This is a genomic window from Nitrococcus sp., from assembly GCF_059432795.1.
On record NZ_JBXWZQ010000080.1, the window covers coordinates 21,636 to 48,447 of the forward strand.

At 63.7% G+C, this 26,812-nt stretch carries 23 protein-coding genes; 7 read left to right on the top strand and 16 right to left on the bottom strand.

Annotation, left to right across the window (positions count from 1 at the left end):
• Window positions 1–9: 9 nt before the first annotated feature.
• Genes astB through AC52Q4_RS06205 form a run of 3 tightly spaced genes read right to left on the bottom strand, consistent with a single transcriptional unit; the run spans window position 10 to window position 3,571 of the window.
• Entirely contained in the window at window positions 10–1,344 is a 1,335-nt protein-coding gene (gene astB / locus AC52Q4_RS06195; protein ID WP_495535933.1) for an N-succinylarginine dihydrolase, read from the bottom strand.
• Window positions 1,341–2,816 carry a succinylglutamate-semialdehyde dehydrogenase gene (gene astD, locus AC52Q4_RS06200; protein ID WP_495535934.1) on the bottom strand — a complete coding sequence of 492 codons (1,476 nt, stop codon included), beginning with the start codon at window positions 2,814–2,816 and terminating at the stop codon, window positions 1,341–1,343. The genes astB and astD overlap by 4 nt, the downstream gene beginning before the upstream one ends.
• Window positions 2,789–3,571, bottom strand: a complete 783-nt coding sequence (locus AC52Q4_RS06205) for an ABC transporter substrate-binding protein (RefSeq protein WP_495535935.1) — start codon at window positions 3,569–3,571, stop codon at window positions 2,789–2,791. The genes astD and AC52Q4_RS06205 overlap by 28 nt, the downstream gene beginning before the upstream one ends.
• A 459-nt stretch (window positions 3,572–4,030) precedes the next feature.
• Between AC52Q4_RS06205 and pilB the strand changes: the two genes are divergently transcribed.
• The 6 genes from pilB (at window position 4,031) to AC52Q4_RS06235 (ending at window position 9,737) form a co-directional block, all read left to right on the top strand.
• Window positions 4,031–5,746, top strand: coding sequence for a type IV-A pilus assembly ATPase PilB (gene pilB, locus AC52Q4_RS06210; RefSeq protein ID WP_495535936.1), 1,716 nt, complete (start codon window positions 4,031–4,033; stop codon window positions 5,744–5,746).
• 4 nt (window positions 5,747–5,750) lie between these two features.
• Window positions 5,751–6,980, top strand: coding sequence for a type II secretion system F family protein (locus AC52Q4_RS06215; protein ID WP_495535937.1), 1,230 nt, complete (start codon window positions 5,751–5,753; stop codon window positions 6,978–6,980).
• 38 nt (window positions 6,981–7,018) lie between these two features.
• On the top strand, window positions 7,019–7,921 hold the full coding sequence (locus AC52Q4_RS06220) for a prepilin peptidase (RefSeq protein ID WP_495535938.1): 903 nt from the start codon (window positions 7,019–7,021) through the stop codon (window positions 7,919–7,921).
• Between the two features lie 128 nt (window positions 7,922–8,049).
• Window positions 8,050–8,649 (top strand): dephospho-CoA kinase, encoded by a 600-nt coding sequence (gene coaE, locus AC52Q4_RS06225; protein ID WP_495535939.1) that lies wholly within the window; start codon window positions 8,050–8,052, stop codon window positions 8,647–8,649.
• 67 nt (window positions 8,650–8,716) lie between these two features.
• Complete coding sequence (gene zapD, locus AC52Q4_RS06230; RefSeq protein ID WP_495535940.1) at window positions 8,717–9,505, top strand: cell division protein ZapD; 789 nt, start codon at window positions 8,717–8,719, stop codon at window positions 9,503–9,505.
• 19 nt (window positions 9,506–9,524) lie between these two features.
• Complete coding sequence (locus AC52Q4_RS06235) at window positions 9,525–9,737, top strand: DNA gyrase inhibitor YacG (RefSeq protein WP_495535941.1); 213 nt, start codon at window positions 9,525–9,527, stop codon at window positions 9,735–9,737.
• 27 nt (window positions 9,738–9,764) lie between these two features.
• Here the strand turns inward: AC52Q4_RS06235 and AC52Q4_RS06240 are convergent, their stop codons facing one another.
• From AC52Q4_RS06240 to secA, 3 genes are read right to left on the bottom strand one after another with little or no spacing between them, the layout of a single operon-like run.
• Window positions 9,765–10,748 carry a Nudix family hydrolase gene (locus tag AC52Q4_RS06240; protein WP_495535942.1) on the bottom strand — a complete coding sequence of 328 codons (984 nt, stop codon included), beginning with the start codon at window positions 10,746–10,748 and terminating at the stop codon, window positions 9,765–9,767.
• Window positions 10,749–10,788: 40 nt separating this feature from the next.
• Window positions 10,789–12,006: a bifunctional glutamate N-acetyltransferase/amino-acid acetyltransferase ArgJ gene (gene argJ, locus AC52Q4_RS06245; RefSeq protein WP_495535965.1), complete on the bottom strand. Its 1,218-nt coding sequence runs from the start codon at window positions 12,004–12,006 to the stop codon at window positions 10,789–10,791.
• 15 nt (window positions 12,007–12,021) lie between these two features.
• The gene (gene secA / locus AC52Q4_RS06250; RefSeq protein ID WP_495535943.1) at window positions 12,022–14,739 is read right to left on the bottom strand and encodes a preprotein translocase subunit SecA; all 2,718 of its coding nucleotides are present in this window, start codon (window positions 14,737–14,739) and stop codon (window positions 12,022–12,024) included.
• A 163-nt stretch (window positions 14,740–14,902) separates the two neighbouring features.
• On the opposite strand from secA, the gene AC52Q4_RS06255 reads away from it, so the two are divergent.
• A complete protein-coding gene (locus AC52Q4_RS06255; protein ID WP_495535944.1) occupies window positions 14,903–15,370 on the top strand; it encodes a DciA family protein in 468 nt (155 codons plus the stop codon).
• 5 nt (window positions 15,371–15,375) lie between these two features.
• Here AC52Q4_RS06255 and lpxC read toward each other — a convergent pair whose 3' ends face one another.
• From lpxC to murD, 10 genes are all read right to left on the bottom strand, one after another.
• Window positions 15,376–16,284 carry a UDP-3-O-acyl-N-acetylglucosamine deacetylase gene (gene lpxC / locus AC52Q4_RS06260; protein ID WP_495535945.1) on the bottom strand — a complete coding sequence of 303 codons (909 nt, stop codon included), beginning with the start codon at window positions 16,282–16,284 and terminating at the stop codon, window positions 15,376–15,378.
• A gap of 255 nt (window positions 16,285–16,539) precedes the next feature.
• Window positions 16,540–17,682: a cell division protein FtsZ gene (gene ftsZ, locus AC52Q4_RS06265; protein WP_495535946.1), complete on the bottom strand. Its 1,143-nt coding sequence runs from the start codon at window positions 17,680–17,682 to the stop codon at window positions 16,540–16,542.
• 60 nt (window positions 17,683–17,742) lie between these two features.
• Entirely contained in the window at window positions 17,743–18,981 is a 1,239-nt protein-coding gene (ftsA, locus tag AC52Q4_RS06270; protein ID WP_495535947.1) for a cell division protein FtsA, read from the bottom strand.
• A gap of 133 nt (window positions 18,982–19,114) precedes the next feature.
• Window positions 19,115–19,915, bottom strand: a complete 801-nt coding sequence (locus AC52Q4_RS06275; RefSeq protein ID WP_495535948.1) for a cell division protein FtsQ/DivIB — start codon at window positions 19,913–19,915, stop codon at window positions 19,115–19,117.
• On the bottom strand, window positions 19,912–20,853 hold the full coding sequence (locus AC52Q4_RS06280) for a D-alanine--D-alanine ligase (protein WP_495535949.1): 942 nt from the start codon (window positions 20,851–20,853) through the stop codon (window positions 19,912–19,914). The genes AC52Q4_RS06275 and AC52Q4_RS06280 overlap by 4 nt, the downstream gene beginning before the upstream one ends.
• Complete coding sequence (gene murB, locus AC52Q4_RS06285) at window positions 20,846–21,748, bottom strand: UDP-N-acetylmuramate dehydrogenase (RefSeq protein WP_495535950.1); 903 nt, start codon at window positions 21,746–21,748, stop codon at window positions 20,846–20,848. The genes AC52Q4_RS06280 and murB overlap by 8 nt, the downstream gene beginning before the upstream one ends.
• On the bottom strand, window positions 21,745–23,193 hold the full coding sequence (murC, locus tag AC52Q4_RS06290; RefSeq protein ID WP_495535951.1) for a UDP-N-acetylmuramate--L-alanine ligase: 1,449 nt from the start codon (window positions 23,191–23,193) through the stop codon (window positions 21,745–21,747). The genes murB and murC overlap by 4 nt, the downstream gene beginning before the upstream one ends.
• Window positions 23,190–24,275: an undecaprenyldiphospho-muramoylpentapeptide beta-N-acetylglucosaminyltransferase gene (murG, locus tag AC52Q4_RS06295; RefSeq protein WP_495535952.1), complete on the bottom strand. Its 1,086-nt coding sequence runs from the start codon at window positions 24,273–24,275 to the stop codon at window positions 23,190–23,192. The genes murC and murG overlap by 4 nt, the downstream gene beginning before the upstream one ends.
• Window positions 24,272–25,474 carry a putative lipid II flippase FtsW gene (ftsW, locus tag AC52Q4_RS06300; RefSeq protein WP_495535953.1) on the bottom strand — a complete coding sequence of 401 codons (1,203 nt, stop codon included), beginning with the start codon at window positions 25,472–25,474 and terminating at the stop codon, window positions 24,272–24,274. The genes murG and ftsW overlap by 4 nt, the downstream gene beginning before the upstream one ends.
• Window positions 25,467–26,804: a UDP-N-acetylmuramoyl-L-alanine--D-glutamate ligase gene (gene murD / locus AC52Q4_RS06305; RefSeq protein WP_495535954.1), complete on the bottom strand. Its 1,338-nt coding sequence runs from the start codon at window positions 26,802–26,804 to the stop codon at window positions 25,467–25,469. Before murD ends, ftsW begins: the two co-directional genes overlap by 8 nt.
• Between the last annotated feature and the right edge of the window lie 8 nt (window positions 26,805–26,812).

A 26,812-nucleotide genomic window follows, 5' to 3' on the forward strand; every position in this document is an offset into this window, starting at 1 on the left:
TCATGGGCTTCAAGCGCTAAGCCTCTGAAAGGGATAGAGCGAGCCCAACCGCAAGATTCCGGTGAGCTCGTCCAAAGCGGTGCGCGATTCCTCCAGCAGCGCCGGATCGGCCAGCTCGGCCGGCGTTAGACGGTCGCGATAATGGCGGTCGATCCAGGCGCTCAGCGTCTCCAACAAGCGTCCATCAAGCAGCACGCCGGCATTCATTGCCGCGAGCTCCGCGGCGCTCAACACGACGCGCAAGCGCAGGCAGGCGGGACCGCCCCCATTGCGCATGCTCTGGTTGACGTCGATCACCACCAGCCGGCGAATCGGCGTTTGCTGCTCGATGAGCTCGCAGAGCCAGTCCCACACCCGAGGCGCGCGCCGGCACTCCTCCGGCACGATCAGTGCCATGCACCCGCTCGGCAACGTAACCAGCTGGCTATTGAACAGATAGGAGGTCACGGCCTCGCTTACGTCGATTCTTGCCTCGGGCACTTCGATGACGCACAATGCCAGCTCGCCGAGTGCCTCCCGCAGCTGCCGATGCAGCAAGTGAGAATCGAGAAAAGCCCTTTCGTGATACAGCAGCACCGGTCCATTGCCTACCGCTATCACGTCATTGTGGAACACACCGAGGTCGATCAGCTCTGGGTTTTGCTGCACAAAAAAAGTGCACTGGGGATTCAAGCCATGGAGCCTCGCCACCGCCTGCGAGGCTTCCAGCGTCTGACGCGCCGGGTAACGCGTGGGCGCGGGGCCGGGGGCGAATGCCGCCTTGCCGTAAACGAAGACTTCCACGCCGGCCGCGCCGTACTCGGAGCACAACCGGGTATGATTGGCCGCCCCCTCGTCGCCGAGCTGCGCGACCGGCGGTAACGGCGCGTGATGAAAGAAATGGGATTCATCGGCAAAAACGGCGCGCAGCACCCGCGCGGTCGCCGGCGGCTCGATCGCGCGGTGCAAGCCGTTGATCAGATTCGCCGGAGTAAAATGCACGCGCCCATCGGCCGTATCGGCGCCCGGCGATACCGTGGCGGCATTGGCTGCCCACATGCTGGATGCCGAGCTGCAGGCCGCCAGCAGCCGCGGCGCCGCGCTGCCGAGCACGGCCGCATCGCTGCCGCTGAAACCGAGCTGGCGCAGAAGCGCGATCGCCGGGCGCTCCTGCGGCGGCAGAACCGCCTGCCGAATCCCAAGCTCGTGCAGGGTCTTCATCTTGTATAAGCCCTGATGGGCCGCGGCCCGGGGGTTGGAAGTCACGCCGGCGCTTCGCTGCGAGGCGAGATTGCCCACCGAGAGCCCGGCATAGTTGTGCGTAGGCCCTACCAGGCCGTCGAAATTCACTTCCACCGCGTTCACAGCGTGATTCCGGGGCTTAGCCGCTCGGGTAATGTCAGCCTGTCGGCCTGCAGCGAGGCGACCGGATAGGCACAGTAATCCGCGGCGTAATAGGCGCTGGGACGATTGTTACCGCTGACTCCCACGCCACCGAACGGCGCCGCGGAGCTCGCCCCGGTGAGCGGGCGATTCCAGTTGACGATACCGGCGCGAATACGCTGCAAAAAACGCTCGAAGTCAGCCTGCCTGCCACCGAGTAATCCCGCGGACAGCCCGAAACGGGTAGCATTGGCCAGGCCGATGGCTTGCTCAAAGGTATCGTAGCGCGCCACCTGTAGGAATGGACCGAAGTGCTCCTCGTCGGGCAACTCGGGTATCGCCTCCACGTCCATGAGCCCCGGGGACAACAGGCCGGTTGCCTCGCGCAACCGGCGCATTGCCAGCAGAGGCCGTCCGCCCTGCTGCTCCAGAGCGGCCTGCGCCGCGATCAGCGCCGTGGCCACGCTCGCCGAAATCACCGGCCCCATGAAAGGCGTCGCGGCATCCTGCCAGCTACCGACCTGCAGCGCCCTCGCGGCCTCGGTCAGGGCCTGCAGCAGATCATCTCCCGCCTTGCCCCGGGGAAGATAGAGCCGTCGGGCACAACTGCAGCGCTGTCCGGCCGTCAGGAAAGCCGACTGAATGATCGCGTAGACCGCCGCTCGGGTGTCGACCCCCGGCATGACGACCAGCGGATTGTTGCCACCCATTTCCAAGGCCAGGATCTTCTGCGGCTGCTCACAAAACTGACGGTGCAACAAGCGCCCGGTCGCCGCGCTGCCGGTGAAGAACAAACCGTCGATTCCCGGTTCGCCGCCCAGCGCTTCGCCCACCTCCCGACCGCCCTGCAGCAGGTTGATCACGCCGTCCGGCAACCCGGCCTGCAGCCATCGGTGCATGATGTGCTCCGCACACAGCGGGGTGAGCTCACTGGGTTTGAGTACCACGGTATTGCCAGCGAGCAGCGCGGGGACGATGTGGCCGTTCGGCAAATGCCCGGGGAAATTGAACGGTCCAAAGACCGCGACCACGCCATGCGCTTTATGGCGCAGGACGGACAGGCCCCCGCCTACCTTGCGCTCCCACACCCCGGTTCGCTCCTTATAAGCGCGTGCCGAGATGTCGATTTTGCCGATCATGGCCGCCACTTCGGTGAGCGCCTCCCAGGTAGGCTTGCCCGTCTCGCGGGATATGGTCTCGGCCAATGCACGCTTGTCCGCCTCAAGACGGTTACCGAAACGGCGCACGATTTGCAGTCGCTCAGCGAAGCCGCGCTCGTTCCAGGCGTCAAAGGCGCCTCGGGCCGCCTGCACTGCCTCCCCGACCTGCTCGGCACCAGCCTGCGCGCCCTCCCAGAGCAACTCATTGGTGGCGGGGTCACGCGAGTCGAACGCCGGCCCGTCACCCGCCACCCAGTCCCCGCCGATCAGCTGATCCTTTTTTTTGCTCTGCATTGAACGGCTCCCTGGGCTGCGCTGCTTTGGCTATCAAACAGGCTCGCATCGGCTGTGGCTATAGAGGCGTAGCGGCGCGAGGCAGTCGAATGCTCATCTCCCGTATAACGAGGCTGAACGCGCACGGCGCGCTCGGGAATTGCTGCCCCGCCGACGCTGCGCGCGGGTGCACCATGCTGCTCACCTGCCATACGGGAGACCTTGCGTTGCAACTCCTCGAGCAACGCCGCGAAACCATGGTCGCGAATAAACGCGGTGTACTCCGAGCGTTTGATTGCCAGCTCACTGACCCCGTCAGCAAGAACGTTGACGATCTGCCACTGGCCATTCTCCAGATGGAGCAAATAGTCGAGACGTATTCGAGAGCCATCTCGTAGCACCAGCCTGGTCTGCACCAAAAACTTGTCGGGGGACAAGCGGCGCTGCCCCGAGTGAATGAAACGCTCACCGCCATACTCATCGAAGCGATCAGCGTACGTGGCGATCGTCAAGCGCCGAAACGCGGCCAAAAAACGCTGGCGTTGCGGGCCATTCAACTCCTGCCACCGGTTGCCAAGGGCGAATCGGGCCATGGACGCCAAGTCATGGCTCGCCTCGATCGGGGGGGCGAGGGCTTCAAAACGCTCATCGAAGCCCGCCTCCGAGCGCCAGACCGCGACGAGCTTTTGCTGCAAGTCCCCCACCACCGCCGCAGGGGTTTGCTCCGTCGCGGCCGAATGGACGCCCGCTCCCGCCAGACTCAGCCAGAGCAACACGGCCCATATAGCCCTTCTAGCTGCACCAGCGCTTGCGAAATTCCGGCGAAGCATGTTTGTGCCCTCCTCATTCATCGCCAAATGAGCAGCGTCACCTTCGGTTCGGCTGTATCCGGAGTCACTGGCCGGCGACGGCAAGATCGGGCGGTCGCGCACCGCAAAGACAGGCGTCCGATCGACGTTCCCGGGGGCAAACTGCGAACTGCTGGGCGGAACAGCGGCCATTATCCTGTTGAAATATGGAAATTACCACGACCCCTTTGATGGGGATGTTCAGGAAATCGGCCTGTGTGAGCTTGCTCCGGCACTCGCAGGCGCGCTCCGGTTGGCGGCTGTGCATTGATTAACGTTATGAACCATAAGTTATTAATTTTACCAACTGTCGCTGCTTCGAGGTAGCAACATGTTGCTCAGCGCTGTAGATAAACCCACTGCCCGTAAACGGAGAAGGGTCCGCATATGGCCACGGCCAACCCCTCGCTGAAGCTCGGCGGTCTCGCTCGGCGCCTTGTTCAGAACCGCTTGATCGGAGAAGACGAGGTGCGGCAGGCGCTAATTGATTGCAAAAAATCGAACACGCCGTTCGTCACCTACCTCGTCGAGCAAGGCCTCCTCGGAGCACGCAGCATCGCTGCCGCCGCGTCAACCGAATTCGGTGTACCGCTGCTCGATTTGACTGCCCTGGAGCTCAATCCCAGCGTGGTTTCCTTGGTCACGGAAAAGCTGATCCGCCGCCACCGCGCCTTGCCGATTATCAAGCGCGGCAAGCGCCTCTACGTGGCCCTATCCGATCCTACCAACCTGCAAGCCCTCGACGAGTTCAAATTCCAGACCGGGCTGAGCACCGACCCGGTCCTCGTTGAAGACGATCAACTCGGGCGGACCATTGATGCGGCTCTGGAGCGTGCGGGCGATGTTCTCTCGAAAATGGACCTGGACGAGGATCTGGAGAACCTCGATATCAGCTCCGGAGACGCCGAGCGCGAGCCGGATGTCGCCGAATCCGATACCGAAGACGCCCCGGTGGTGCGTTTCGTCAACAAGGTGCTGCTCGATGCGATCAACAAAGGGGCCTCCGATATTCACTTCGAACCCTACGAGAAGCAATACCGGGTGCGCTTCCGCCATGACGGCGTGCTTCGCGAGGTCACCGCGCCGCCCATTCAGCTCGCACCGAGACTGGCCGCACGCCTGAAAGTCATGGCCCGGCTCGATATCGCCGAGCGCCGGGTGCCCCAGGACGGGCGGATCAAGATGAATCTCTCCAAGCGCCGGGCCATCGAGTTCCGCGTCAACACCTGCCCGACGCTGTTCGGCGAGAAGATCGTTCTGCGCATCCTGGATCCGACGAGCGCTCAGATGGGGATCGAGCATCTGGGCTATGAGGAGGATCAAAAAGAGCTTTTCCTCAATTACATCCACAAACCCTACGGAATGGTGCTGGTGACGGGGCCCACCGGTTCGGGCAAGACGGTCTCCTTATACACCGCCTTGAACATCCTCAATACCGCCGATCGCAACATTTCAACGGTCGAGGACCCAGTCGAAATCAACGTCCCCGGCATCAACCAGGTCAATTTGAACATGAAGGCCGGGCTCACGTTCGCCGCGGCCCTGCGCGCTTTCCTCCGCCAGGACCCGGACGTCATCATGGTGGGCGAAATCCGCGACCTGGAAACCGCCGAGATAGCGATCAAAGCGGCACAAACCGGCCATCTCGTGCTCTCGACGCTGCATACCAACGACGCCCCGCAAACGCTCTCCCGCATGGCGAACATGGGTGTCGCGCCGTACAACATCGCCTCCTCAGTCAGCCTAATCATCGCCCAGCGCCTGGCCCGACGGCTTTGCAAGCACTGCAAACAGCCGGTCGATATCCCGCGGGAGGCGCTACTCAAGGAGGGTTTTCGCGAGGACATGCTCGAGGGCCTGGCGATCTATGCAGCGAAAGGCTGTGAGCAATGCACCGACGGCTATCGGGGCCGGGTGGGCATCTACCAAGTCATGCCGGTGACGGAAACCATGGGGCGCATCATCATGGAGGGTGGCAACGCCCTGCAACTCGCCGAGCAGGCAAGCCGCGACAAAGTCAGCGATCTGCGCCAATCGGGTCTGTTGAAGGTCAGGCAAGGCATCACGAGCCTGGAAGAGCTCAATCGGGTAACGGTGGAGTGACGCGATGGCGGAAAAGGCAATCAAGCTGACGAGTTTCGCGTGGGAAGGCATCGATCGCAACGGGCGCAAGATCACCGGCAACAGCCAGGCCGAGAACGCCACGAAATTGCGGACCAATTTGCGTCAGCAGGGCATCGCCGCACAGAAGATTCGCCGCAAATCGACGCTTCTGAGCCTGGGGCAGGGGAAACGCAAGAAAAAAATCACACCTGGGGATATCGCGGTCCTTACCCGCCAGCTCTCCACCATGCTCAACTCGGGCGTCCCGCTGGTTCAGGCGTTCGACATCATCGGTCGGGGACACGAAAATCCCAGCATGCAGAAACTGGTGCTGGGCATAAAGGATGACGTCGAGGCCGGTGTCAGCCTCTCCGACGCACTGCGCAGACACCCGACGCATTTCGACGAATTGGTGTGCAACCTGGTTGCCGCCGGCGAGCAGGCGGGTGTACTGGATACTTTGCTCGACAAGATTGCCACCTACAAGGAGAAGACGGAATCGATAAAAAAGAAAATCAAAAAGGCGCTGTTCTATCCAACGGCCGTGCTCGTCGTCGCGTTCATCGTCACGGCGATCCTGTTGATTTTCGTCGTACCGCAATTCGAAGAGCTCTTCCGCGGTTTCGGTGCGGACCTGCCGGCCTTTACGCGTCTGGTCATCGAGCTCTCGGATGCCTTTCAGAAGTACTGGTGGCTGATTCTCGCCGGGATCGGGGCTTCGGCAGCGGCTTTTGCGCAAGCCCACAAACGATCGCAGCGGGTGGCCTACAACGTGGATCGGGTATCCTTGCGCATCCCGATCGTCGGTTCGATACTGCGCAAGGCCGCACTGGCGCGCTTTGCCAGAACGCTCTCGACGATGTTCGCTGCCGGCGTGCCGCTGGTGGACGCGCTCGAATCCGTCTCGGGGGCCACCGGCAATCGGGTTTACGGTCAAGCGGTGCGCGGCATGCGTGAGGAAGTGGCCGCGGGACAGCCGCTGCAATGGGCCGCAAGCCGCACGGAGCTCTTTCCGCACATGATGGTGCAGATGATTGCCATCGGCGAGGAAGCGGGCTCTTTGGATGCCATGCTGGCCAAAGTCGCCGATTTCTATGAAGAGGAAGTCGACAATGCGATCGACAGCCTGAGCAGTCTGCTCGAGCCCCTGATCATGGCCATCCTGGGAATTCTGGTCGGTGGCCTGGTCATTGCGATGTATCTGCCGATCTTCAAGCTCGGCGCGGTCGTCTAGCATCATGCCACGCCTACCGTAGCCGACGAAGCGCCAGCATGAGCCTATTGCCCCTCATCGATCACCTGCGAAGCAACACCACTTCACTCTGGGCCGTGAGCTTCATTCTCGGCCTCCTGGTCGGCAGCTTCCTCAATGTGGTCATCTTGCGTCTGCCTCGCAGGCTCAATCGGGAGTGGCAGGCGCAATGCACCGAGTTTCTGACGAACGGCGAGTCGGGTGTGCTCATCGAGCCGCCCGAGCTCGAGCGCTTCGACCTCCTCACGCCGCCCTCGCAATGTCCCCAGTGTCAGCACCGCATCCGAGCCTGGGAGAATATCCCGCTGCTGAGCTATCTGCTTCTGCGCGGACGGTGTTCGAGCTGCAAAGCACGCATATCGCCACGCTATCCAACAGTCGAGTTACTCACGGGCATCCTCTCGGTCCTGGTGGTGGCGCATTTCGGCTTTTCGGGAGCGGCGCTTGCGGCCCTGATCCTGACCTGGGTGCTCATCGCCCTCGCCGGTATCGATCTGGACCATCAGCTTCTGCCCGACGATCTCACACTGCCGACTTTGTGGTTGGGCCTGCTGCTCGCGCTGGTACCCGTCTTCGTCCCCACCGGCACGGCCATCATTGGCGCCGCAGCGGGTTATCTCGCTTTGTGGAGCGTATATCATGTATTTCGCTTGCTTACCGGGAAACAGGGCATGGGCTACGGTGACTTCAAGCTACTCGGCATGCTCGGTGCCTGGCTCGGCTGGCAAGCACTGCCCCTGATCGTGGTGCTCGCCTCGCTGGTGGGCGCGGTGGTCGGGATCGCGATGATCACAGGCCTTGGCCGGCATCGCGATCAGCCCATACCGTTCGGCCCTTTTCTCGCGGCCGCCGGCTGGGTATATCTGCTCTGGGGCGAAGACCTCATGCGCTCTTACCTCGCGTTTGCCGGCGGATTGGGCTGACCGGCCGATGCAATCCACTAGCCGCCCGCGGTAGCCGCACGGCCGGGGACGTCGCCATCGAGCTGCACGCGTGGTGAAATAATATCGGGAACGATGGAACCGAACATTCGGATGCACGAGCTGGCGGAATGATTATCGGGCTCACGGGAGGCATCGCGAGCGGCAAGAGCGCCGCAACGACGCTTTTCGCTAGCCGCGGCGCGCAGATCATCGATACTGACGAGCTGGCTCGGCAGGTGGTGCGTCGGGGCAGCGAGGGACTGCGGCGGGTAATCGAGCACTTCGGCGATACGTTCCGAACTTCGCGTGGTGGCCTGAACCGGGCCCGGCTACGAGCGCGCGTATTCGCCGACCCAGAGGAGCGCGTGCAGCTCGAGCGCATCCTTCATCCCCTGATCCGCGCCAAGGCCTGTGCACGCCTCGAGCGCCGCCAAGGCCCTTATACGATCCTCGTCGTCCCTTTGTTGCTGGAAAGTGGAATGACCGACCTGGTCGAGCGAATCCTCGTGGTGGACGTGCCGCTGGCGATTCAGCGCCAGCGGCTGCTCGCCCGCACGCCAGCGGCCGGCGAGCACCTCGAGCGGATATTCGCGGCACAGGCGTCCCGTGCCGCCCGGCTGACCCGCGCCGATGACATCATCGACAATTCCGGATCGCTCGCCGAACTGGACGCGGCAGTAGAGCACCTGCACGCGCGTTATCTGCGCTTGTCGCAGCCGCCGACATAAACCCATCCCGGTTGGATATCAGAAAAAATTGCAGGACAATAAGAGTGAGCTTCCAGCGGGCGAAAGCATGAAAGACACGGCCCCGCGAGTGCCGACCATCGCCTACGAGCAGCCGCTCAACGAGCGTATGCGCACGTTGCTGCGCGTGGAGTTCTTATACGAGCAAGTCCAGTTCGGCATCGCCGGTGAGTCACAATGGCATTCCCGAGTCGCGCTGAATACGTTCGTCGAGCTCGCGGGCCTGCTCGGTCGAGGCGACCTTCGCGGAGAGCTTCAAAAAGAGCTGGAACGACTGGAGAAGACGCTGCGCGCGCTGCAGCAAGCCCCCGGCGTCGACCCGAGTCGCTTACAGACCGTCCTCGCGGAGTGTGATCAGCTCTGCAATCGTTTGCGCGCCGCGCCTTACGGCATCGGCAGTGAAATCAAAGACAATGACTTCCTCAACGCGGTATCGCAGCGTAGCGGCATGGCGGGTGGCGCCTGCAGTTTCGATCTGCCCGCCTACCATCGGTGGCTGAACCAGCCGCCCGAGGTTCGCCGTGCGGATCTGGCATATTGGTTTGGCGGCTTCGATGCCACAGCGGAAGCGACGCGGCTCGTCCTCCGGCTGCTACGCGAGAGCGCCGACGCCGTTCCGGAGGTCGCATACGGCGGGACGTTCCAGACGAATCTGGATCGCGCCATACCCTACCAGATGCTCCGGGTCATACTGACCGAAAACGACTCGTGTTTCCCTGAGATCAGCGGCAATCGGCATTTTTGCACGATTCGCTTTCTGGAGCAGGCATCCTTCCAGGATCGCCCCCAGCAAGTAAGCGAGGACGTGGAGTTCCGACTCGAGCGCTGTGTTGTGTGAGCCCGCGAGGAAGGTGCTGATGCCCGAGAAGACGGCGATCATAGAATGTCCTTCATGCAAGCGCCGCGTCGAATGGTCACCGCGCTCCCGCTATCGGCCCTTTTGCTCGCGACGCTGTAAACTCATCGATCTTGGTGCTTGGCTTGACGGCAGCCACCGCATCGCGGGCCCGGAACTCGATGACGAGTCTGTCAGCAGCCACGAGGATGCAGACAACGACGCCCACCGGTAACGCGCATTGCCGTCGTTGCCGTGTGCTTCACTCAGGCGCGGCCTTTAGCGATCCCCTCCCGCCACTTGCCGGCCAAAGTCCCCGAATCCCGGCAACTCCTTGAGCGCGTGCCCGCCAAGCGCGCTGTACATCCATGGGACCGAGCCCACCCAGCGCGTAAACAGGTAAGGGCACGTCTCGGACCCACTCAGCAAAGGTCCGCCAACCTATGGGTTTGCGCCCGACATGGCTCGGCGTCTCGCGCACCGGCGAGAGAACCGCGAAGTCGACGCCCACCGTGCAGGCATGGGCGAGATCCGCAGGATTATGGCAAGAGGCGCCGACCAGGCAACCCGGCGGTAACGGTCGCGCTTCGAGTGAGCGCAACTGCGCCGAGGACAGATGCACGCCGGCGGCATTTACACGCTGGGCGATGTCCAGGTGGCGGCTGATCAGCAACCGTCCGCCAGTTGCGCGGGTCGGCGCCGACAGCGAACGCGCCAGCGCCTCGAGCTCTCCTTCAGCGAGGCCGCCGCTGCGCAACAGCACGAGCTTGTAGCCGTTATCCAAGCTTTGGCGAATCCCGCTGTGCAGACGTTCGAGATCGGTCAGAGGCGGAGTGATGAGGTAGCGGCTCGGCAAGCGCGCGGCCGCCACGATGACCCGGTTTGCCGGCGGAAAGCAAAAATCAGTCAGCTTATCGCGCCTAACCCATTGGCATTTCTGGCCTTCCCGGCCATAGGGCGTGCCCGTGAAGCGCGCGATACGCCAGACATCGAGCAACACCTCCTTATCCGGGTAGCGGTAGGGCACACGGATCAGTGGCCAGGCCTGCTGCGGGCGGATGCCGACTTCCTCGACAAGCTCGCGTTCAAGCGCCGCGCAGGCATCCTCGCCCGGCTCCAATTTGCCGCCGGGGAACTCCCACAGCCCACCCTGGTGGCGGTGCGCTGCCCGCTGACAGATCAATATCCGCGATGCGGCGTCGCATATCACGCCGACCGCCACGTGCACCGGATTGCGCGAGCCCACGTTCCCCCGCCTGCTACCCTGCTATCTGCGAACCCGCGCCTCAGCTGCGGTATTCGGCATTGATCCGAACATAGTCGTAGGAAAGATCGCAGGTCCAAACGGTCGTCGAGACGTCACCGCGGCCCAACACTACGCGAATCCTGACCTCCAGCCCGCTCATGCGAGCAACGCCTTGAGATTCCTGGTAACGCTCGCTGCGGGCGCCGTTTTCGACCACACAGAGATCATCCAGGAAAATCCGGACCTGATCGAGGTTCAGATCGTCAATGCCGGCACGGCCGACGACCGCCAATATACGCCCCCAGTTCGGGTCACCGGCGAACACCGCCGTTTTGACCAAAGGAGATTCCGCTATGGCAAACGCCACCCGCGCCGCCTCAGCTTCGTCCGCCGCCGCGGCCACCTCGACATGGATCAACCGCGTGGCGCCCTCGCCATCGCGGACAAGTTCAAGCGCCAATGCCTGGCAAACCTCGGTCAATGCGGCAGCAAAGCGCCGTGCGCTCTCGTCCGCGGGGTCGATGCGGATACCGGCGCATCCCGTCGCCGCCAGCACGCAGGCGTCATTGGTGGAGGTGTCGCCGTCGACCGTGATTCGGTTGAACGACACATCGACCGCCGCACGCAGCGCCTGCTGGGCCCATGCGGGGTCGAGTACGGCGTCGGTCGCCAGAAACGCAAGCATGGTAGCCATGTCGGGGCGTATCATACCCGCCCCCTTGGCGATACCGGTCACTGTCACCGGTCGGCCGTCCAAATAGATGACCCGGGAGGCCCCCTTCGGGCGCGTGTCCGTGGTCATTATGCCGCGGGCAGCGGCTTCCCAACCCTCATCGGTCAACGCGGCGAACGCAGCCGGTAGGGCGCTCGCAATTCGATCCACCGGCAGAGGCTCGCCGATCACGCCGGTGGAGAAGACCAACACCTCCGGTACCGTGCACTGACCCTGCTCAGCGACCCGACGGGCGCAACTCAGCGCCGCATCGATGCCCTGCGCGCCGTTGCCGGCATTGGCGTAACCCGTGTTCACCAGCCAGTAGCGGGCATGACGATTCGCCGTCAAGTGCTGCTCGGTAAGCACGACCGGGGCGGCGCGAAAACGATTGCGGGTCAGCACGGCACTGCAGTGAGCGCCTTCGCAGAGCTCAAATAGCACCAGGTCCGGGCGACCCGCCTTGCGGATGCCGGCGGCCACCGTACCCAGACGCACGCCCGGCACCGCTCTCAGGCGTTCCAAGGAGCGCTCACCGACTGCCATGGCCAAAGCAGCGCCTCACTGGAGCTGTCCATGACAATGCTTGTATTTCTTCCCCGAATCGCAGGGGCAGGCCTGATTGCGCCCGACCTTGCGCTGCTCACGCACAAAGGGTTTGGCCGCCGCCTCCTCCTCCACGGCCGCCGCGGCCCCGCCCCCCTCATCGGCGGCGAGGCTATTGGCTTGCTCATGCTGAAACTGCATCGCCCCTTGAGGCTCAGGCGGCTGTTCCAGCACCCGTGTGTCCTCCTCGGTACGCACTTGCACATGGCACAGGATCTTGACCGTCTCACGCTTGATGCCCTCCAGCATCTCCTGGAACATCGCAAATCCCTCGCGCTTGAACTCCTGCTTGGGATCCCGCTGTGCCATGCCGCGCAGCCCGATGCCTTGACGCAGGTAGTCCATTGCCGCGAGGTGGTCTTTCCAGTGAGAGTCCAACACCTGGAGCAGAAAACTCTTCTCGACCTGACGCATGACCTCCGGCCCGATCTGTTCCTCCTTGATCTCGTATTGCTCCTCGATCGCCTGCTGAATCCGCTCGCGCAGCGCCTCCTCGTGCAACGCCTCCTCCTGCTCGAGCCACTCTTGCACCGGCAGGCGGATGCCGAACTCCGCCTGCAGCGCCTGCTCCAGGCCGGGGATATCCCACTGCTCATCGACGCTGTTCGGCGGAACATGCTCGTCGATGACGCTGCCGATCACATCTGCGCGCATCGCCGCGATGGTATCCGAGATGTCTTCGGCCTCGAGCAGCTCGTCGCGCTGCTGGTAGACCACCTTGCGCTGATCGTTGGCGACGTCGTCGAACTCCAGCAGGTGCTTGCGTATATCGAAGTTATGCCCCTCGACCTTGCGCTGAGCGTTCTCGATGACCCGGGAGACCATGCCGCTCTCGATCGCCTCTCCTTCCTGCATGCCCAAACGCTGCATCAACGAGGAGACACGCTCCGAGGCGAAGATGCGCAGCAAGCTGTCCTCGAGCGAGAGGTAAAAACGCGTGGAGCCGGGATCCCCCTGACGACCGCAACGCCCCCGTAACTGGTTGTCAATGCGGCGCGACTCGTGACGCTCGGTACCGACGACATGCAAGCCGCCGGCCTCGATCACCTGATCATGGCGTTCCTGCCATTCGTGGCGCAGTGCCCTTATTTTCCCTTCGTCGGCTTCCTCGAGGGCGGCGACCTCGACCTCGACGTTGCCGCCCGGAACGATGTCGGTTCCGCGTCCGGCCATATTGGTCGCAATTGTCACGGCACCCGGGCGTCCGGCCTGAGCAACGATCCCCGCCTCGCGTTCATGCTGCTTGGCATTGAGGACCTCGTGCGCAATGCCCTGCTCCTGCAGCCGGGCGGAAATATACTCGGAGTTCTCGATGGACGTCGTACCGACGAGCACCGGTTGGCGGCGTCGATTGCAATCTTTAATGTCCTCGACGATCGCCGCGTACTTCTCCTTTTGCGTAAGGAACACGAGATCATGCAAGTCTTCCCGGATCATTGGTTTGTTGGTCGGAATCACGACCACTTCGAGACCGTAGATATGCTGGAATTCGTAGGCCTCGGTATCCGCCGTCCCGGTCATGCCGGAGAGCTTGTCGTACATGCGGAAATAGTTCTGAAACGTAATCGAGGCGAGCGTCTGGTTCTCGGCTTGAATCGGCACGCCCTCCTTGGCCTCGACCGCCTGATGCAGCCCTTCTGACCACCGCCGCCCCGGCATGGCTCGGCCCGTGAACTCATCGACGATGACGATCTGCGCATCACGCACCAAATAATGGACGTCGCGCTGGAATAGTGAATGCGCGCGCAACGCGGCGTTCAAGTGATGCAGCATCGAGATATTGCGGGCATCGTAGAGCCCCTCTTCGGGCTGGAGAAGGCCCGTTTTCCTGAGCAGTTCCTCGGCTCGTATCTGGCCGTCCTCAGTGAGGAAGGCCTGGCGCGCCTTTTCGTCGACGTAGTAATCGCCGGGACCGCCCTCTTCCTTTTGCCGTTTGAGCTTGGGCACGAGCGCATTCATCCGCTGGTAGAGCTCGCTGCTCTGCTCGGCCTGCCCCGAGATGATCAGTGGTGTGCGTGCTTCATCGATGAGGATGGAGTCGACCTCGTCGACGATTGCATAGTGACGGGGGCGCTGCATACGCTCCTCGATACGCAGCGCCATATTGTCACGCAGGTAATCGAAGCCGAATTCGTTGTTGGTCCCGTAAGTGATGTCGGAGCGGTAGGCCTCACGTTTGGCCTCCACGTCCATGCCCGGCACCACCACGCCGACGGACAAACCGAGAAAACGATAGATCTTGCCCATCCATTCGGCGTCGCGGCGGGCGAGATAATCGTTGACGGTGACGATGTGCACGCCGGCGCCGGTCAACGCATTCAGGTAAGCGGCCAATGTGGCCACGAGGGTTTTACCCTCGCCCGTTTTCATCTCCGCGATCTTGCCCTCATGCAGAACCACCCCGCCGATCAGCTGCACGTCGAAGTGGCGCATTCCGAGCGTGCGTTGCGCCGTCTCGCGAACAACCGCAAACGCTTCCGGGAGCAGGTCGTCGAGACTCTCGCCGTTACGGTAGCGATCACGGAACTCATCCGTTTTTCCGCGCAACTCGTCATCGCGCAGCCCCTGGACCGTCTCCTCTAGCGCGTTGATCTGCACGACCGCCTTGCGCATTCTGCGAATGACTCGATCGTTGCGGCTACCGAATACCTTCTTCGCGATGGCGTTCAGCATAGGGTACTCACCCGAGTGGATTTGGCTCGCATGGAAACGCGGCGCTCGAACCTCCGTTAGAAGGTCCGCCCGCGCCCCGGATGGGAAGAAGCTGTACTATAGCCTATTCGCCGATTAATTATTAATCGTAACATTGGCTGAACGGTTGCCGAGTTATCGTTCCATGAGTGCGTCTGACGAGCACCCAAGACGCGGACGCCGTCCGCAGAGCCTGCATTGGTGGCTTCGGGAGGACCGTGGGCTATTATCGCGCATTGCTCAGCAAGCCCGCACCAGCGCCCAGCTGCAGCGGCAGCTGCAGGCCGTGCTGCCGCGGCAATTGGCCGGGCATTGGCGGGTGGCGAAGCTCGACGACCAGGCGTTGTGCCTGGTCACCGAAGATCCTCTCTGGGCTACCCAACTGCGCTATCGGCGCACCGTATTACTGCGCTGCGCCGAAAGCCTGCTGGGAAAGCAACCGCGCAAATTCCAAATACGGATCGAACCGCGCGTTGGCACGGCCCAACCGCGCCCACCTTCACGGCTGTCCGCCACGGCGGCCGAGACGTTGCGGCATAGCGCCCAGTGCATGGAAGAGGGCCCCTTGCGCACGGCCCTGCTTCGACTGGCATCCCGCCACCGCAAAACGTGAGGGTCTCAGACCGCCACCGGCTGTTCGAAGGCAATCGGCACCTCGGCGACGTGGTCGAAGCTGATCCGCTCCCAAGCGTCGGGTTCGCACAGCAGCCGGCGCAGTAATTTGTTGTTCAGGGCGTGTCCGGACTTGTAGCCCTGGAAGGCACCGATCAGGCTGTGGCCCAATAAATACAGATCGCCGATGGCGTCCAGAATTTTGTGCTTGACGAATTCGTCACCGTAACGCAACCCGTCCTCATTGAGTATGCGGTGGTGATCGACCACGATCGCATTGTCGAGACTGCCCCCCAGCGCCAGCTTACTTTTCTGCAACTGCTTGATGTCACGCATGAAACCGAATGTGCGCGCGCGGCTTACCTCCTTGACGAATGAGGTGGTAGAGAACTCGAGCTCCCCGTGTTGCGGCCGGGATCTGAACATCGGATGGTCGAACTCCAGGGTAAACGAGACCTTGAGGCCATCGAATGGCGCCAACGCCACCCACTTGTCGCCATCGCTGACGCGCAACCGACGTTTAATGCGGATGAATGACTTGCCTTCCGCCTGCTCCCGGATCCCCGCCGAGCGGATCAAAAACACAAACGGCCCGGCGCTGCCGTCCATGATGGGGACCTCGGGGGCACTCACATCAATATAGGCATTGTCTATCCCCAATCCGGCCATGGCGGAGAGCAGATGCTCGACCGTGGACACTCGCACACCATCTCGGACCAAGCAGGTCGAAAGCGACGTATCACCGACATTATCCGGATGGGCACGGATCGCCACCGGTATCGCCAAATCGATCCGGCGAAATACGATCCCGGAATTGGGCGGTGCCGGCCGCATGGTCAGACACACCATCTGTCCCGTGTGCAGGCCGACACCGGTTGCCCGGATACTGTTCTTGAGCGTGCGTTGCGGTATCATCTTGCTTCCTTCTCTTTCCCGTATCCGTGGCGTTGATCGACTCGATAAACGCGCCGGCAGGGGAGCCGAGATCTCCCTGACGAATAATTACGTGTATGAACCGGCGCGGCGCGACAACCATTCCGTCAAACGCCCACATACCTTGCCTCCGCCCGCCTTCCACAGCCGGCAACACTCGGCAGCCTCCCTGCGCCCGGCTAGTGCACGCGGCCTCGCTCTCCGGGGCCCGCATTTCCAAGCGCCTCGAGCTCAGCCTCAGTCGGCCTGACGGCGCAAGAAAGCCGGAATATCGAGATAGTCCAGATCGCCGTCGTTCTGTACGGGGTAACGATCATTGGCGGCTTGCTTGCGGATGACCGTCGGCCGCTCGAGCTTGCTGTAATCGATATCGCCGCTTGCCGTACGCGCAACCGAACGTACCCGCGGCTCGGAAGCTTCCATCGGATTGCCGAGCCCGGTGGCCACCACTGTGACTCTCAGTTCGTCCTCGAGCTCCGGGTCGATCACGGTGCCCACAACCACGGTGGCATCGTCAGAGGCAAGTTCCTTGACGGCATTGCCGACCTCATCGAACTCGCCGATCGAGAGTTCCAGCCCGGCAGTTACATTGACCAGGATGCCACGCGCACCGGCGATATTCGCATCCTCAAGCAGCGGACAGGCGATGGCCCGCTCTGCGGCTTCGCGCGAGCGCCCCTGTCCGGATGCCGCACCCGAGCCCATGACGGCCATTCCCATCTCCGACATGACCGTGCGCACATCGGCGAAATCGACATTGATCACGCCCGGACGCGTAATGAGCTCGGCAATGCCCTTGACCGCGCCGAGCAACACGTCGTTGGCCGCCTTGAAAGCGTTGAGCAGCGTCAGTTCCTTGCCGAGTACCGTAAGCAGCTTTTCATTGGGAATGGTAATCAGCGAGTCGACGTAGCGGCTCAGCTCCTTGATGCCCTCATTGGCCACCTGCATCCGCTTGCCCGCTTCGAAGCTGAACGGCTTGGTGACCACCGCCACCGTCAGTATACCCAATCCTTTGGCGATCTCCGCGACCACGGGCGCCGCACCGGTACCCGTTCCGCCCCCCATTCCGGCGGTGATGAACACCATATCGGCGCCTTCCAGAACCTCGGCGATGCGATCCCGATCCTCGACCGCAGCTTCCCGACCGATACTCGGATTCGCTCCCGCACCGAGCCCCTTGGTGATGCTCGAGCCCAGCTGCAGCGCTGTCTTCGCGGACGTGTTCTGCAGCGCTTGGGCATCGGTATTAGCATAGATGAAATCGACACCTTCGATATCGGCCGCCGCCATATGCTGCACGGCGTTACCGCCGCCGCCGCCGACGCCAATGACCTTGATGACTGCACTCTGGCTATAGGAGTCCATCAACTCAAACATGATCGCGCCTCCTGTTTGCTATTCAATCGTCTGTCTGTCTATCGCGAACTGCGTGGGCAATTAGCAGTTGCCCTGAAACCAACCTTTCATGCGTTTCCATAGGGCGGCGACTCCCCCGTCCGCCGCGTTCAGATCGGCACTGTGATCGCCACGGTTGTTGCTGCCGAACAGCAGCAAGCCGAGGCCCGTTGCGTAAATCGGGTTGCACACGACATCGGTAAGACCGGTTGCGTGCTTGGGCATGCCCAAACGCACCGGCATGTGAAAAACCTCCTCGGCGAGATCGATGACCCCCTCCATCTTCGCGCTGCCGCCGGTCAGCACGACCCCGGCGGCAATCAAATCCTCGAACCCGCTGCGCCGCAGCTCCGCCTGCACAAGACTCATCAGCTCCTCGTAGCGGGGCTCGACAACCTCCGCGAGCGTCTGCCGGGACAATCGCCGGGGCGGGCGATCGGCAACCGAGGGCACCTCGATCGTCTCCTCCGCGCTCGCCAGCTGCGAGAGGGCGCAGGCGTAGCGGACCTTGATCTCCTCGGCATACTGGGTCGGCGTGCGCAACGCCACCGCGATGTCGTTGGTGACCTGATCGCCGGCGATCGGGATCACCGCGGTGTGGCGAATGGCGCCGTCGGTGAATACCGCCACATCGGTAGTGCCCCCGCCGATGTCGACGAGGCACACCCCGAGTTCCTTCTCATCGTCGGTGAGCACGGATTGGCTGGAGGCAAGCTGCTGGAGAATGATGTCGTCGGCTTCCAGCCCGCAGCGGCGCACGCACTTGATGATGTTCTGTGCGGCGCTCACGGCTCCGGTCACCATGTGAACCTTCGCCTCCAAACGTACCCCGGACATTCCGATCGGCTCGCGGATGCCCTCCTGACTATCGATGAGAAACTCTTGCGGCAGGATGTGGATGATTTTCTGGTCCGCGGGTATGGCGACCGCGCGCGCGGCATCGATCACGCGGCTGACATCTCCTGCGGAGACCTCCTTATCCCGGATCGCGACGATGCCGTGCGAATTCAGCGAGCGCACGTGGCTGCCGGCAATGCCCGCGTAAACCGAATGGATCTGACAGCCGGCCATGAGCTCGGCTTCCTCCACCGCGCGCTGGATGGACTGCACCGTCGATTCAATATTGACCACCACTCCCTTTTTCAGTCCGCGCGAGGGGTGCGAGCCGATACCCACCACCTCCACCTCGCCCGAGGGCTTGATTTCACCCACGATCGCGGCCACTTTCGAAGTCCCGATATCCAGTCCAACGAGCAAGCTGCGTTCCTGTTTCTTCGTCATGCGCTCAATCCTTCCGGACCTCCAGGCCCCTGACTTCCTCGGCGCGGGCTCGCCCGCCCCGCGGCTTCACGACCGAGCGGGCGACACGTCGTCGGGGCCATCTCTTGCGCCCGGGCCCGATGCATCCAGCTCATCATTCGCGTCCTCGTCGATCATCCGCTGCGGGCACATCGCCCCAACGTATGGACAAACCGTTCGGATACCGCAGGTCAGCGACGCGCAGCGCGCGATCGTGCTGAGCGCTGATCCGCGGCCACACCGCGGCGAAACGCCGCACTCGCGGCTCGACCTGATCGCGGCCGATCCGGATCACCGCCTCGTTTTCCAGTTCCGCGGTCCACGAGCGGCGCGCATCCAGTGTCAGGCCCGCCAAGTTCAAACCGATCGCGTGCAACCGATCGCGAAGGTGCTGAAAACGTCGCAGGACCCGCTCCTCGCTGCCTTCCGGACCGGACAGACGCGGCAATCCTGCGGGGAGCGCACTCGGCCGGAAGATTTCGCCGCGCTCATTGAGCAATGCCGCCTCGCCCCAGCGAGCCACCGGCACCTGTTCGACCAGGCTCACGCGCAGCGCATCCGGCCAGACCCGATGCACCGTCGCGTGATCGACCCAAGGCAGAGCCTCCACCGCCAAGCGAACGGCGGTGACGTCCACGCCCAGCAAGCCGCCGCGCAGTAACGGCCCGATCGCCGCGCGCAAGTGCGCCTCCGAGACATGGACAAGATCGCCCTGCAACGCCACTGAATTAAGCGGCAGCCAACGCTCCACCGGCAACCTCTGCCAAGCCAACGCGGCGCTGCCCAGAGCGATTAGCGTCAGTACCGCCAAGGCACCGCTGCGCGCCGCCGCGAATCGTACCGGCGCCACCTGTCCTCCTCGCCTCGCCTCAGCGTCCCAGCGCTCGATGCCAGGCTCCATGCTCACCGCGCTCATTGGAAACCCCGCCGAATGAAACTCGTGCGCAGGATCCGCCACACAAGCTCTTCCATTTCGATACCGGCGGCGCGGGCGGCCATCGGCACCAAAGAGTGGTCCGTCATACCCGGGACCGTATTGACTTCCAATAGCCAGAAGGCGCCCTCGGTGTCGCGCATTAGATCGACCCGCCCCCACCCGCTGCCGCTCACCGCGTCGAAGGCCGCCGCAGCAAGCTCAGCGAGCGCCGCTTCCGCTTGGCCCGAGAGGCCACACGGGCAATGCAAACGCGTCTCGGAGGCCCGGTATTTGGCGTCGAAATCGTAGAACGCGCTGGCCGACTCGATCCGGATCGCGGGCAGTGCCTGGGCACCGAGCAAGCTGACCGTATATTCCAGACCGTCTATCCATCGCTCGGCGAAGACCGCGTCGTCATAGCGAGACGCGATGCGCCAGGCGTTCAACAGCGCGGCGCTGCCGTCCACCCGTGTCATACCCAGACTGGAGCCCTCGCGACTCGGCTTAACCATGACGGGGAAGCCGAGCTCGGCTTCCACCCGGCCGAGTGCCGCCTCCGAGTCCAATCGCACGAATGGCGGTGTCGGCAGCCCCAGACCGTGCCAAATCAGTTTGGAACGCAGCTTATCCATGCCCAGCGCCGAGCCCAGCACGCCCGTGCCGGTATACGGCAGCCCCATGACCTCCAGAGCGCCCTGGCTCACACCATCCTCGCCACCGCGGCCATGCAAGGCGATGAAAACCCGGTCAAATTCGGCGAGCGCCGCAAATGCCTGCTGCGCCGGATCGAAGCAATGGGCGTCCACACCGCGCCGGCGCAACGCTGCCAATATGGCCGCGCCACTTTTCAGGGATATCTCGCGTTCGCCAGACCAGCCACCGGCCAATACAGCCACCCGGCCCGCGTCCGCGATTGCCTCGCTGCTGGAGTCAACCATCGCCGGATGCCTCCCCCACGATACAAACCTCCGGCTGCAACGCCACGCCATGGAATTCGTGTACCCGGCGGCGCACGTAGGTGATCAGACGCTCGATATCCGTGGCGGTGGCACCGCCGAGGTTGAGTATGAAGTTGGCATGCTTCATCGAGACACAGGCCCCGCCGATACGCTGTCCTTTCAGGCCCGCCTGATCGATCAACCGGGCGGCGAAATCGCCCGGGGGATTGCGAAACACCGATCCGCAGCTGGGCCTGCCCAGCGGTTGCGACGCCCCGCGCTGTGCCAGCAGAGCTCGGACACGCGCGCTCAGGGCCTGCGCATCATCACCGGGGGCGAACTGCAACGTGGCACTCAGAAAGGCTTCCGGGCCCGGGCCGGTCACTGTGCGGTAGCCGACGCGGTATTCAGCAGGGGTGCGGTGGTGATGCACGCCGTCGCGGTCGAGCGTCTCCACTGCCACCACATGCGACCAGGTCTCGGCACCCCACGCCCCCGCGTTCATGGCGAGCGCCCCACCCATCGTGCCCGGGATACCCGCCAGAAATTCCGCACCGGCCAAGCCCCAGCGCGCGCATGCCCGCGCCACTTTCGCGCATGCCACACCGGCCCCAATGCGCACCCGGCGCTCCTGCAAGCGCTCCAGCTCAGTCAAAGCGCCGCGCATCTGGATTACCGTTCCCCGCACCCCGCCGTCACGCACCAGGAGATTACTGCCCAACCCGAGCCAAACGACCGTCTCCTGCGCCGATAGCTCGCGCACGAACGCCGCCAAGTCCTCCGCGTCAGCTGGCTCGAAAAACCGCTGCGCCTGTCCGCCGACCCGCCAGGACGTGTGTCGTCCCATCGGCTCGTTCTCGTGCAGGCTGCCGCGGATTCCACAGCGACGCGTCATCGCTCGCCCTCCACGGCGCCGTAACGCGCCCGCAGGAGAGCCGGGACAGTGCCGATACTCCCGGCCCCGAGAATGATCAGTAGATCCCCGTCGCTTACCACATCCGGGAGGAGCTCGATCAACTCCTCCACGCTCAGCGCGAACACCGGATTCACCTGCCCACGCGCGCGGATCGCCCGACACAAGCTGCGTGCGTCGGCGCCGGCGAGAGGCGCCTCGCCCGCCGCATAGACTTCCGTGAGCAGCAGCGCATCAGCCCCGGAGAGCACGCGGGCGAAATCCTCGAACAAATCCCGCGTCCGGCTGTAGCGATGCGGCTGGAAAGCGAGCACGACCCGCCGCCCCGGCCAGCCTTCCCGTGCCGCCTCCAGCACGGCCGCGATCTCGCGCGGGTGGTGGCCGTAATCGTCCACTAGACGGACACGCCTGCCTTCGAGATAGAGATCGCCGCAAGGTTGAAAGCGCCGGTCAATTCCGGCGAACTCCGTTAGACCCTGCACGATGGCCTGGCGCGATACACCGAGCTCCGAGGCCACCGCAATCGCCGCCAACGCATTCAGGGCGTTGTGTCGACCGGGCAAATTCAAATCCACCGCAAAGGGCGACTCGTCATCGATACGAACCGTGAAGCGGGTACGCAGGCCGTTTTGCACGAGGTCGGTGGCGCGCACGTCAGCATCGGTACTGTAGCCGTAGGTGCGGGCAGGGCGCGTAATACGCTCCATGAGGTGACGAATTTCCGGGTCGTCGATGCAAAGCACCGACAATCCGTAGAAGGGCAAGTGGTGCAGGAATTCGAGGAAGCTCGCACGCAGACGGGCGAAATCACCCTGGTAGGCACCCAGGTGATCCGCATCGATGTTCGTGACCACGGCCATCATTGGCTGCAGATAGAGAAAAGAGGCATCACTCTCGTCGGCTTCCGCCACCAGATAGCGGCCCGCGCCCAAGCGCGCGTGGCTTGCCGCGCTGTTGAGCCTGCCGCCGATCACGAACGTCGGGTCCAAGCCGCCCTCGGCGAGCAGACTCGCGATCAGACTGGTTACGGTGGTCTTGCCGTGCGTACCCGCCACGGCAACCCCGTAGCGAAAGCGCATCAGCTCCGCGAGCATTTCGGCACGCGGGACGACTGGTATGCGGAGCTGGCGCGCAGCCACCACCTCGCTGTTATCCGCGCCGACGGCGCTGGAAGTCACCACGGCGTCCATGTGCGCCACCCGCCGGCCATCGTGCTCATACCAAACACAAGCGCCGAGCTCGCTCAGGCGTCGGGTCACCGCGTTCTCGCGCAGATCCGAGCCGTAGACCTCATAACCAAGGTTCAGCAACACCTCGGCAATCCCGCCCATTCCGGAGCCGCCGATACCGACGAAGTAAATGCGCCGTACTCGCCTCATGGCGCCGGGGGCGTTCGGATCCCATGTGCCGTTCACTGCCACGCTCATGCCGCCCACTCCAGGCACAACGCCGCCACGGACGCCGTCGCCTGCGGACGCCCCTGCTCGCGCGCGCGCTGTGCCATGACCGAGAGTCGATCGCGATCATCGAGCAGGCTCCCGAGCACCCGGCTCAGATGCGCAGCGGTAAGCTCCTGCTCCGGAACGACGACCGCCGCACCCGCGCGACTGAGATAGCGGGCATTGGCCGTCTGGTGGTCATCCACGGCGTGCGGGAACGGCACCAATATCGCTGGCACACCCGCGACAGTCAGTTCGGCGACAGTCAGCGCGCCGGCGCGGCAAACCACCAGGTCGGCCCAGCCGTACGCTTCGGCCATATCATCGATGAAGGCGCTCACCGTGGCGGCAACCGCACAGCGGCGATAGGCCTCCCGAGCCTGCGCCAAGGTCCGCTCACCCGCCTGATGCCACACGATGGGGCGCTGCTGCGCTGCGAGCGTGGCAAGCGCCGCGGGGATGACCGCGTTCAGCACGGCGGCGCCCTGGCTGCCGCCCAGAACCAGCAACCGCGGTGCGGCACCGCGGCGCGCCGCATAACGCAGCCGCGGGCTCGGAACGCGCGTGATCTCGGCGCGCACCGGGTTGCCAGTCCACACGCCGTTCACGCGCCCGCCTCCAAGGCTTCCCGGATAGCCCGTCATCACGACCCGAGCCAGCCGTCGCAGGAGCCGATTGGTCATGCCGGCAGTGATGTTCTGCTCGTGAATCAGCAACGGCCGACGCAGTAGCCAGGCCGCCAATGCCCCCGGCCCGGAGACGTAGCCGCCCATGCCCAGTACCGCTTTCGGCCGGTAGCGGCGCACCAATTGCAACGCCCCCCACAAGGCGCGCAACAGCATGGCCGGGGCGGCGAGCCAGCCTCGCCAGCCGCTGCCGCGCAAGCCCCGGACATCCAGCCACTCCATAGCGATTCCCGTTGCCGGGACCACCCGTGCCTCCAGACCGCGGCGCGTGCCCACCCAGATCACATCGACACGCCGCCGCCGCAACTCCTCGGCAACGGCAAGGGCCGGAAATACATGACCGCCGGTTCCGCCGGCTAGAATCATCACGAGCGCGCCTTTCATACCGCGCCCTCCCTCGTCACGGCGGTGGCACCCACGGCGGCCAGCCGATTCTCGTAGTCGACGCGCAGCAGCAGGGTGAGCATGAGCACGGTGATCACCAAGCTGCTGCCGCCATAGCTCATGAGCGGCAAAGTCATCCCTTTGGTGGGTAGCAACCCCATGTTGACGCCGATATTCAGGAAAGCCTGCAACCCCAACCAGATGCCTGCGGCGTAGGCGAAATAGCCGCCGAACCGCCGCTCCGCGATCATCGACTGCGCTGCGATCCGAAAGGCTCGCCAGACGACGAACCCATAAAGCCCGATGGTCACGCTCGCGCCGGCGAAGCCGAGCTCTTCGGCCAGCACGGCGAAGAGAAAATCCGTGTGCGCTTCGGGCAGGTAGAACAGCTTCTCCACGCTATTACCGAGCCCCACCCCCAACCATTGTCCGCGGCCGATCGCGATCAATGACTGCGTGAGCTGAAATCCGGAATGGAAGGGGTCGGCCCAAGGATCAAGAAAACCCGTCAAGCGCTGCCAGCGATATGGCTCCGTGACGATTAGCGCCGCGCCCGTCGCCGCGACCGGCACGAGCAGCAAAGCGAAGTGCGTCAACGGCACGCCAGCGGTGAACAGCAGCGCCAGACCGGTCGCCATGAGCACGGCGGCGGCCCCGAAATCCGGCTCGAGCAGCAATAGCAACGAAACCAGCGCTAGAACCCCGAACGGGATCAGCAGACCGCTCAGCGTCGCTCGTACCGCCTCACCGCGCCGGACCAAATAGCCGGCGAGATAGAGAAAGACACACAGCTTGGCAATTTCTGAGACCTGCAGATTGAAGATGAGCAACGGCAACCAACGGGCGCTGCCGTTGACCGAATGGCCGACCCCGGGCACCAAAACCAGAATCAGCAACCCTACTGCCAGTGCCAGAAGCGCCACGCTGAACCGCTGCCACTGCAGCATCGGGACCCTCAGAAGAGGCCAGGCCAACAGCGCCGCGAACAGCAGATAGCCGCCCTGGCGGCGCAAATAGAACAACGGCTCGCCAAGCTCGCGGTCCGCAACCGCGACCGACGCGGAAATCACCATCACGAGGCCCAACGAGGCAATTGCCGTAAGCACGCCGATTAACGGCCAGTCCAGATTGGCCGTCAAAGGCGGCTCACGTCGGGCGCGCTCGCTGCGCGTAGCGGAACTGAACGCGGTCTCAGCCATGGATTGCAGCCTCCACCGCCTCGCGGAACGCCTCACCGCGCTCGGCGTAGTTCGAAAACATATCGAAGCTCGCGCAGGCCGGAGAGAGTAGGACGATGTCGCCGGGCCGTGCCAAGCGCGCGGCGCCCGCGACCGCCGCGGGCAGATCCGCGGCCGCTTCGATCCGGCAGGCATCGCGCAGGGCGCTCGCAATGCGCTCGGCGTCCTGGCCGAGCACCACGGCGGCGCGCGCGCGCTCACGAACCGCGCCGCGCAATTCCCGGAAACACTGCCCCTTGCCCTGGCCGCCCAGGATCAGGATCAACGGCCGATCAAGCCCGGCGATCGCCGCCAAGGTCGCCCCGACGTTGGTGCTCTTGGAGTCGTTGATCCAGAGCACCCCGTCATGCTTGACCACCGGCTCCATGCGATGCGCAAGACCTTTGAATGTCCGCAAGCCGGCTAGCAGGCCCGAAGCTGGCACCCCCGCCGCGCTGCCGAGCGCCAGCGCCGCGAGTGCATTGGCCTGGTTGTGGCGGCCAATCGGCTGGAAGACAGCGCTCGGCGCGAGTTTGTTGCGACCGTGGCAAAACCACGGTTCGCCGTGCCGATAGTCGATACCAAAGGTGCACGACTCGCGCGGTGCGGCGAGCGTGAAATAAAGCGTCTCGCGCCCCGCCTCGGCCAAGGCGCTAACCGCCGCGTCATCCGCATTGAGTACCATGACCCCGTTGCCGCGGAAGATAGCCGTCTTGGCCTCGATATAGTCGGCAAAGCTCGAATACCGGTCCAAATGGTCGGGGGCAATGTTGAGAACGCTCGCCGCACAGGCGTTGAGACTGTGAACGCTTTCGAGCTGAAAACTCGAGAGCTCGAGCACATAGAGCTGTACCTGCGGGAGCCGCAACAAATCCAACGCCGGCGGCCCGAAATTGCCGCCAACCGCCACGTTGACCCCGCCCGCTCGCGCCATCTCGCCGAGCAATGCGGTGACCGTGCTCTTGCCGTTGGTCCCGGTAACGGCGAGCACCGGTGCCGAGGCGGTGCGGGCAAACAGCTCGATATCCCCGATAATGGGGATACCACGATCGCGCGCCGCGCACAGCGCAGGCTCCGTGAGCGGGACACCCGGACTGACGATGATCTCTTCGGCCCCCATCAACATACTTTGATCGATACCGCCGCTGGTAACGCTGACCTCCGGGAAAGCCGCACGCAAGGCGGCGAGCTGCGGCGGACGTGAGCGGCTATCGGTCACGGCGACCCGCCAGCCCCCGGCGAGCAGATGGCGCACGCACGAGAGGCCCGTTTCCCCGAGCCCGACGACCGCTTTGTCAACCCTGCCCGCCATCATCGACT

What these genes read in the sequence shown, in the direction of transcription:
- AC52Q4_RS06255 (WP_495535944.1), top strand. Translation starts at nt 14,903, where the DNA reads ATGAGTGCGTCTGACGAGCACCCAAGACGCGGACGCCGTCCGCAGAGC.
- lpxC (WP_495535945.1), bottom strand. Translation starts at nt 16,284, where the DNA reads ATGATACCGCAACGCACGCTCAAGAACAGTATCCGGGCAACCGGTGTC.
- argJ (WP_495535965.1), bottom strand. Translation starts at nt 12,006, where the DNA reads ATGGCAGTCGGTGAGCGCTCCTTGGAACGCCTGAGAGCGGTGCCGGGC.
- astD (WP_495535934.1), bottom strand. Translation starts at nt 2,816, where the DNA reads ATGCAGAGCAAAAAAAAGGATCAGCTGATCGGCGGGGACTGGGTGGCG.
- murD (WP_495535954.1), bottom strand. Translation starts at nt 26,804, where the DNA reads ATGGCGGGCAGGGTTGACAAAGCGGTCGTCGGGCTCGGGGAAACGGGC.
- ftsZ (WP_495535946.1), bottom strand. Translation starts at nt 17,682, where the DNA reads ATGTTTGAGTTGATGGACTCCTATAGCCAGAGTGCAGTCATCAAGGTC.
- AC52Q4_RS06280 (WP_495535949.1), bottom strand. Translation starts at nt 20,853, where the DNA reads ATGGTTGACTCCAGCAGCGAGGCAATCGCGGACGCGGGCCGGGTGGCT.
- murC (WP_495535951.1), bottom strand. Translation starts at nt 23,193, where the DNA reads ATGAGCGTGGCAGTGAACGGCACATGGGATCCGAACGCCCCCGGCGCC.
- AC52Q4_RS06220 (WP_495535938.1), top strand. Translation starts at nt 7,019, where the DNA reads ATGAGCCTATTGCCCCTCATCGATCACCTGCGAAGCAACACCACTTCA.
- pilB (WP_495535936.1), top strand. Translation starts at nt 4,031, where the DNA reads ATGGCCACGGCCAACCCCTCGCTGAAGCTCGGCGGTCTCGCTCGGCGC.
- murB (WP_495535950.1), bottom strand. Translation starts at nt 21,748, where the DNA reads ATGACGCGTCGCTGTGGAATCCGCGGCAGCCTGCACGAGAACGAGCCG.
- murG (WP_495535952.1), bottom strand. Translation starts at nt 24,275, where the DNA reads ATGAAAGGCGCGCTCGTGATGATTCTAGCCGGCGGAACCGGCGGTCAT.
- zapD (WP_495535940.1), top strand. Translation starts at nt 8,717, where the DNA reads ATGAAAGACACGGCCCCGCGAGTGCCGACCATCGCCTACGAGCAGCCG.
- coaE (WP_495535939.1), top strand. Translation starts at nt 8,050, where the DNA reads ATGATTATCGGGCTCACGGGAGGCATCGCGAGCGGCAAGAGCGCCGCA.
- AC52Q4_RS06275 (WP_495535948.1), bottom strand. Translation starts at nt 19,915, where the DNA reads ATGAGCGCGGTGAGCATGGAGCCTGGCATCGAGCGCTGGGACGCTGAG.
- ftsW (WP_495535953.1), bottom strand. Translation starts at nt 25,474, where the DNA reads ATGGCTGAGACCGCGTTCAGTTCCGCTACGCGCAGCGAGCGCGCCCGA.
- AC52Q4_RS06215 (WP_495535937.1), top strand. Translation starts at nt 5,751, where the DNA reads ATGGCGGAAAAGGCAATCAAGCTGACGAGTTTCGCGTGGGAAGGCATC.
- AC52Q4_RS06235 (WP_495535941.1), top strand. Translation starts at nt 9,525, where the DNA reads ATGCCCGAGAAGACGGCGATCATAGAATGTCCTTCATGCAAGCGCCGC.
- secA (WP_495535943.1), bottom strand. Translation starts at nt 14,739, where the DNA reads ATGCTGAACGCCATCGCGAAGAAGGTATTCGGTAGCCGCAACGATCGA.
- ftsA (WP_495535947.1), bottom strand. Translation starts at nt 18,981, where the DNA reads ATGACGAAGAAACAGGAACGCAGCTTGCTCGTTGGACTGGATATCGGG.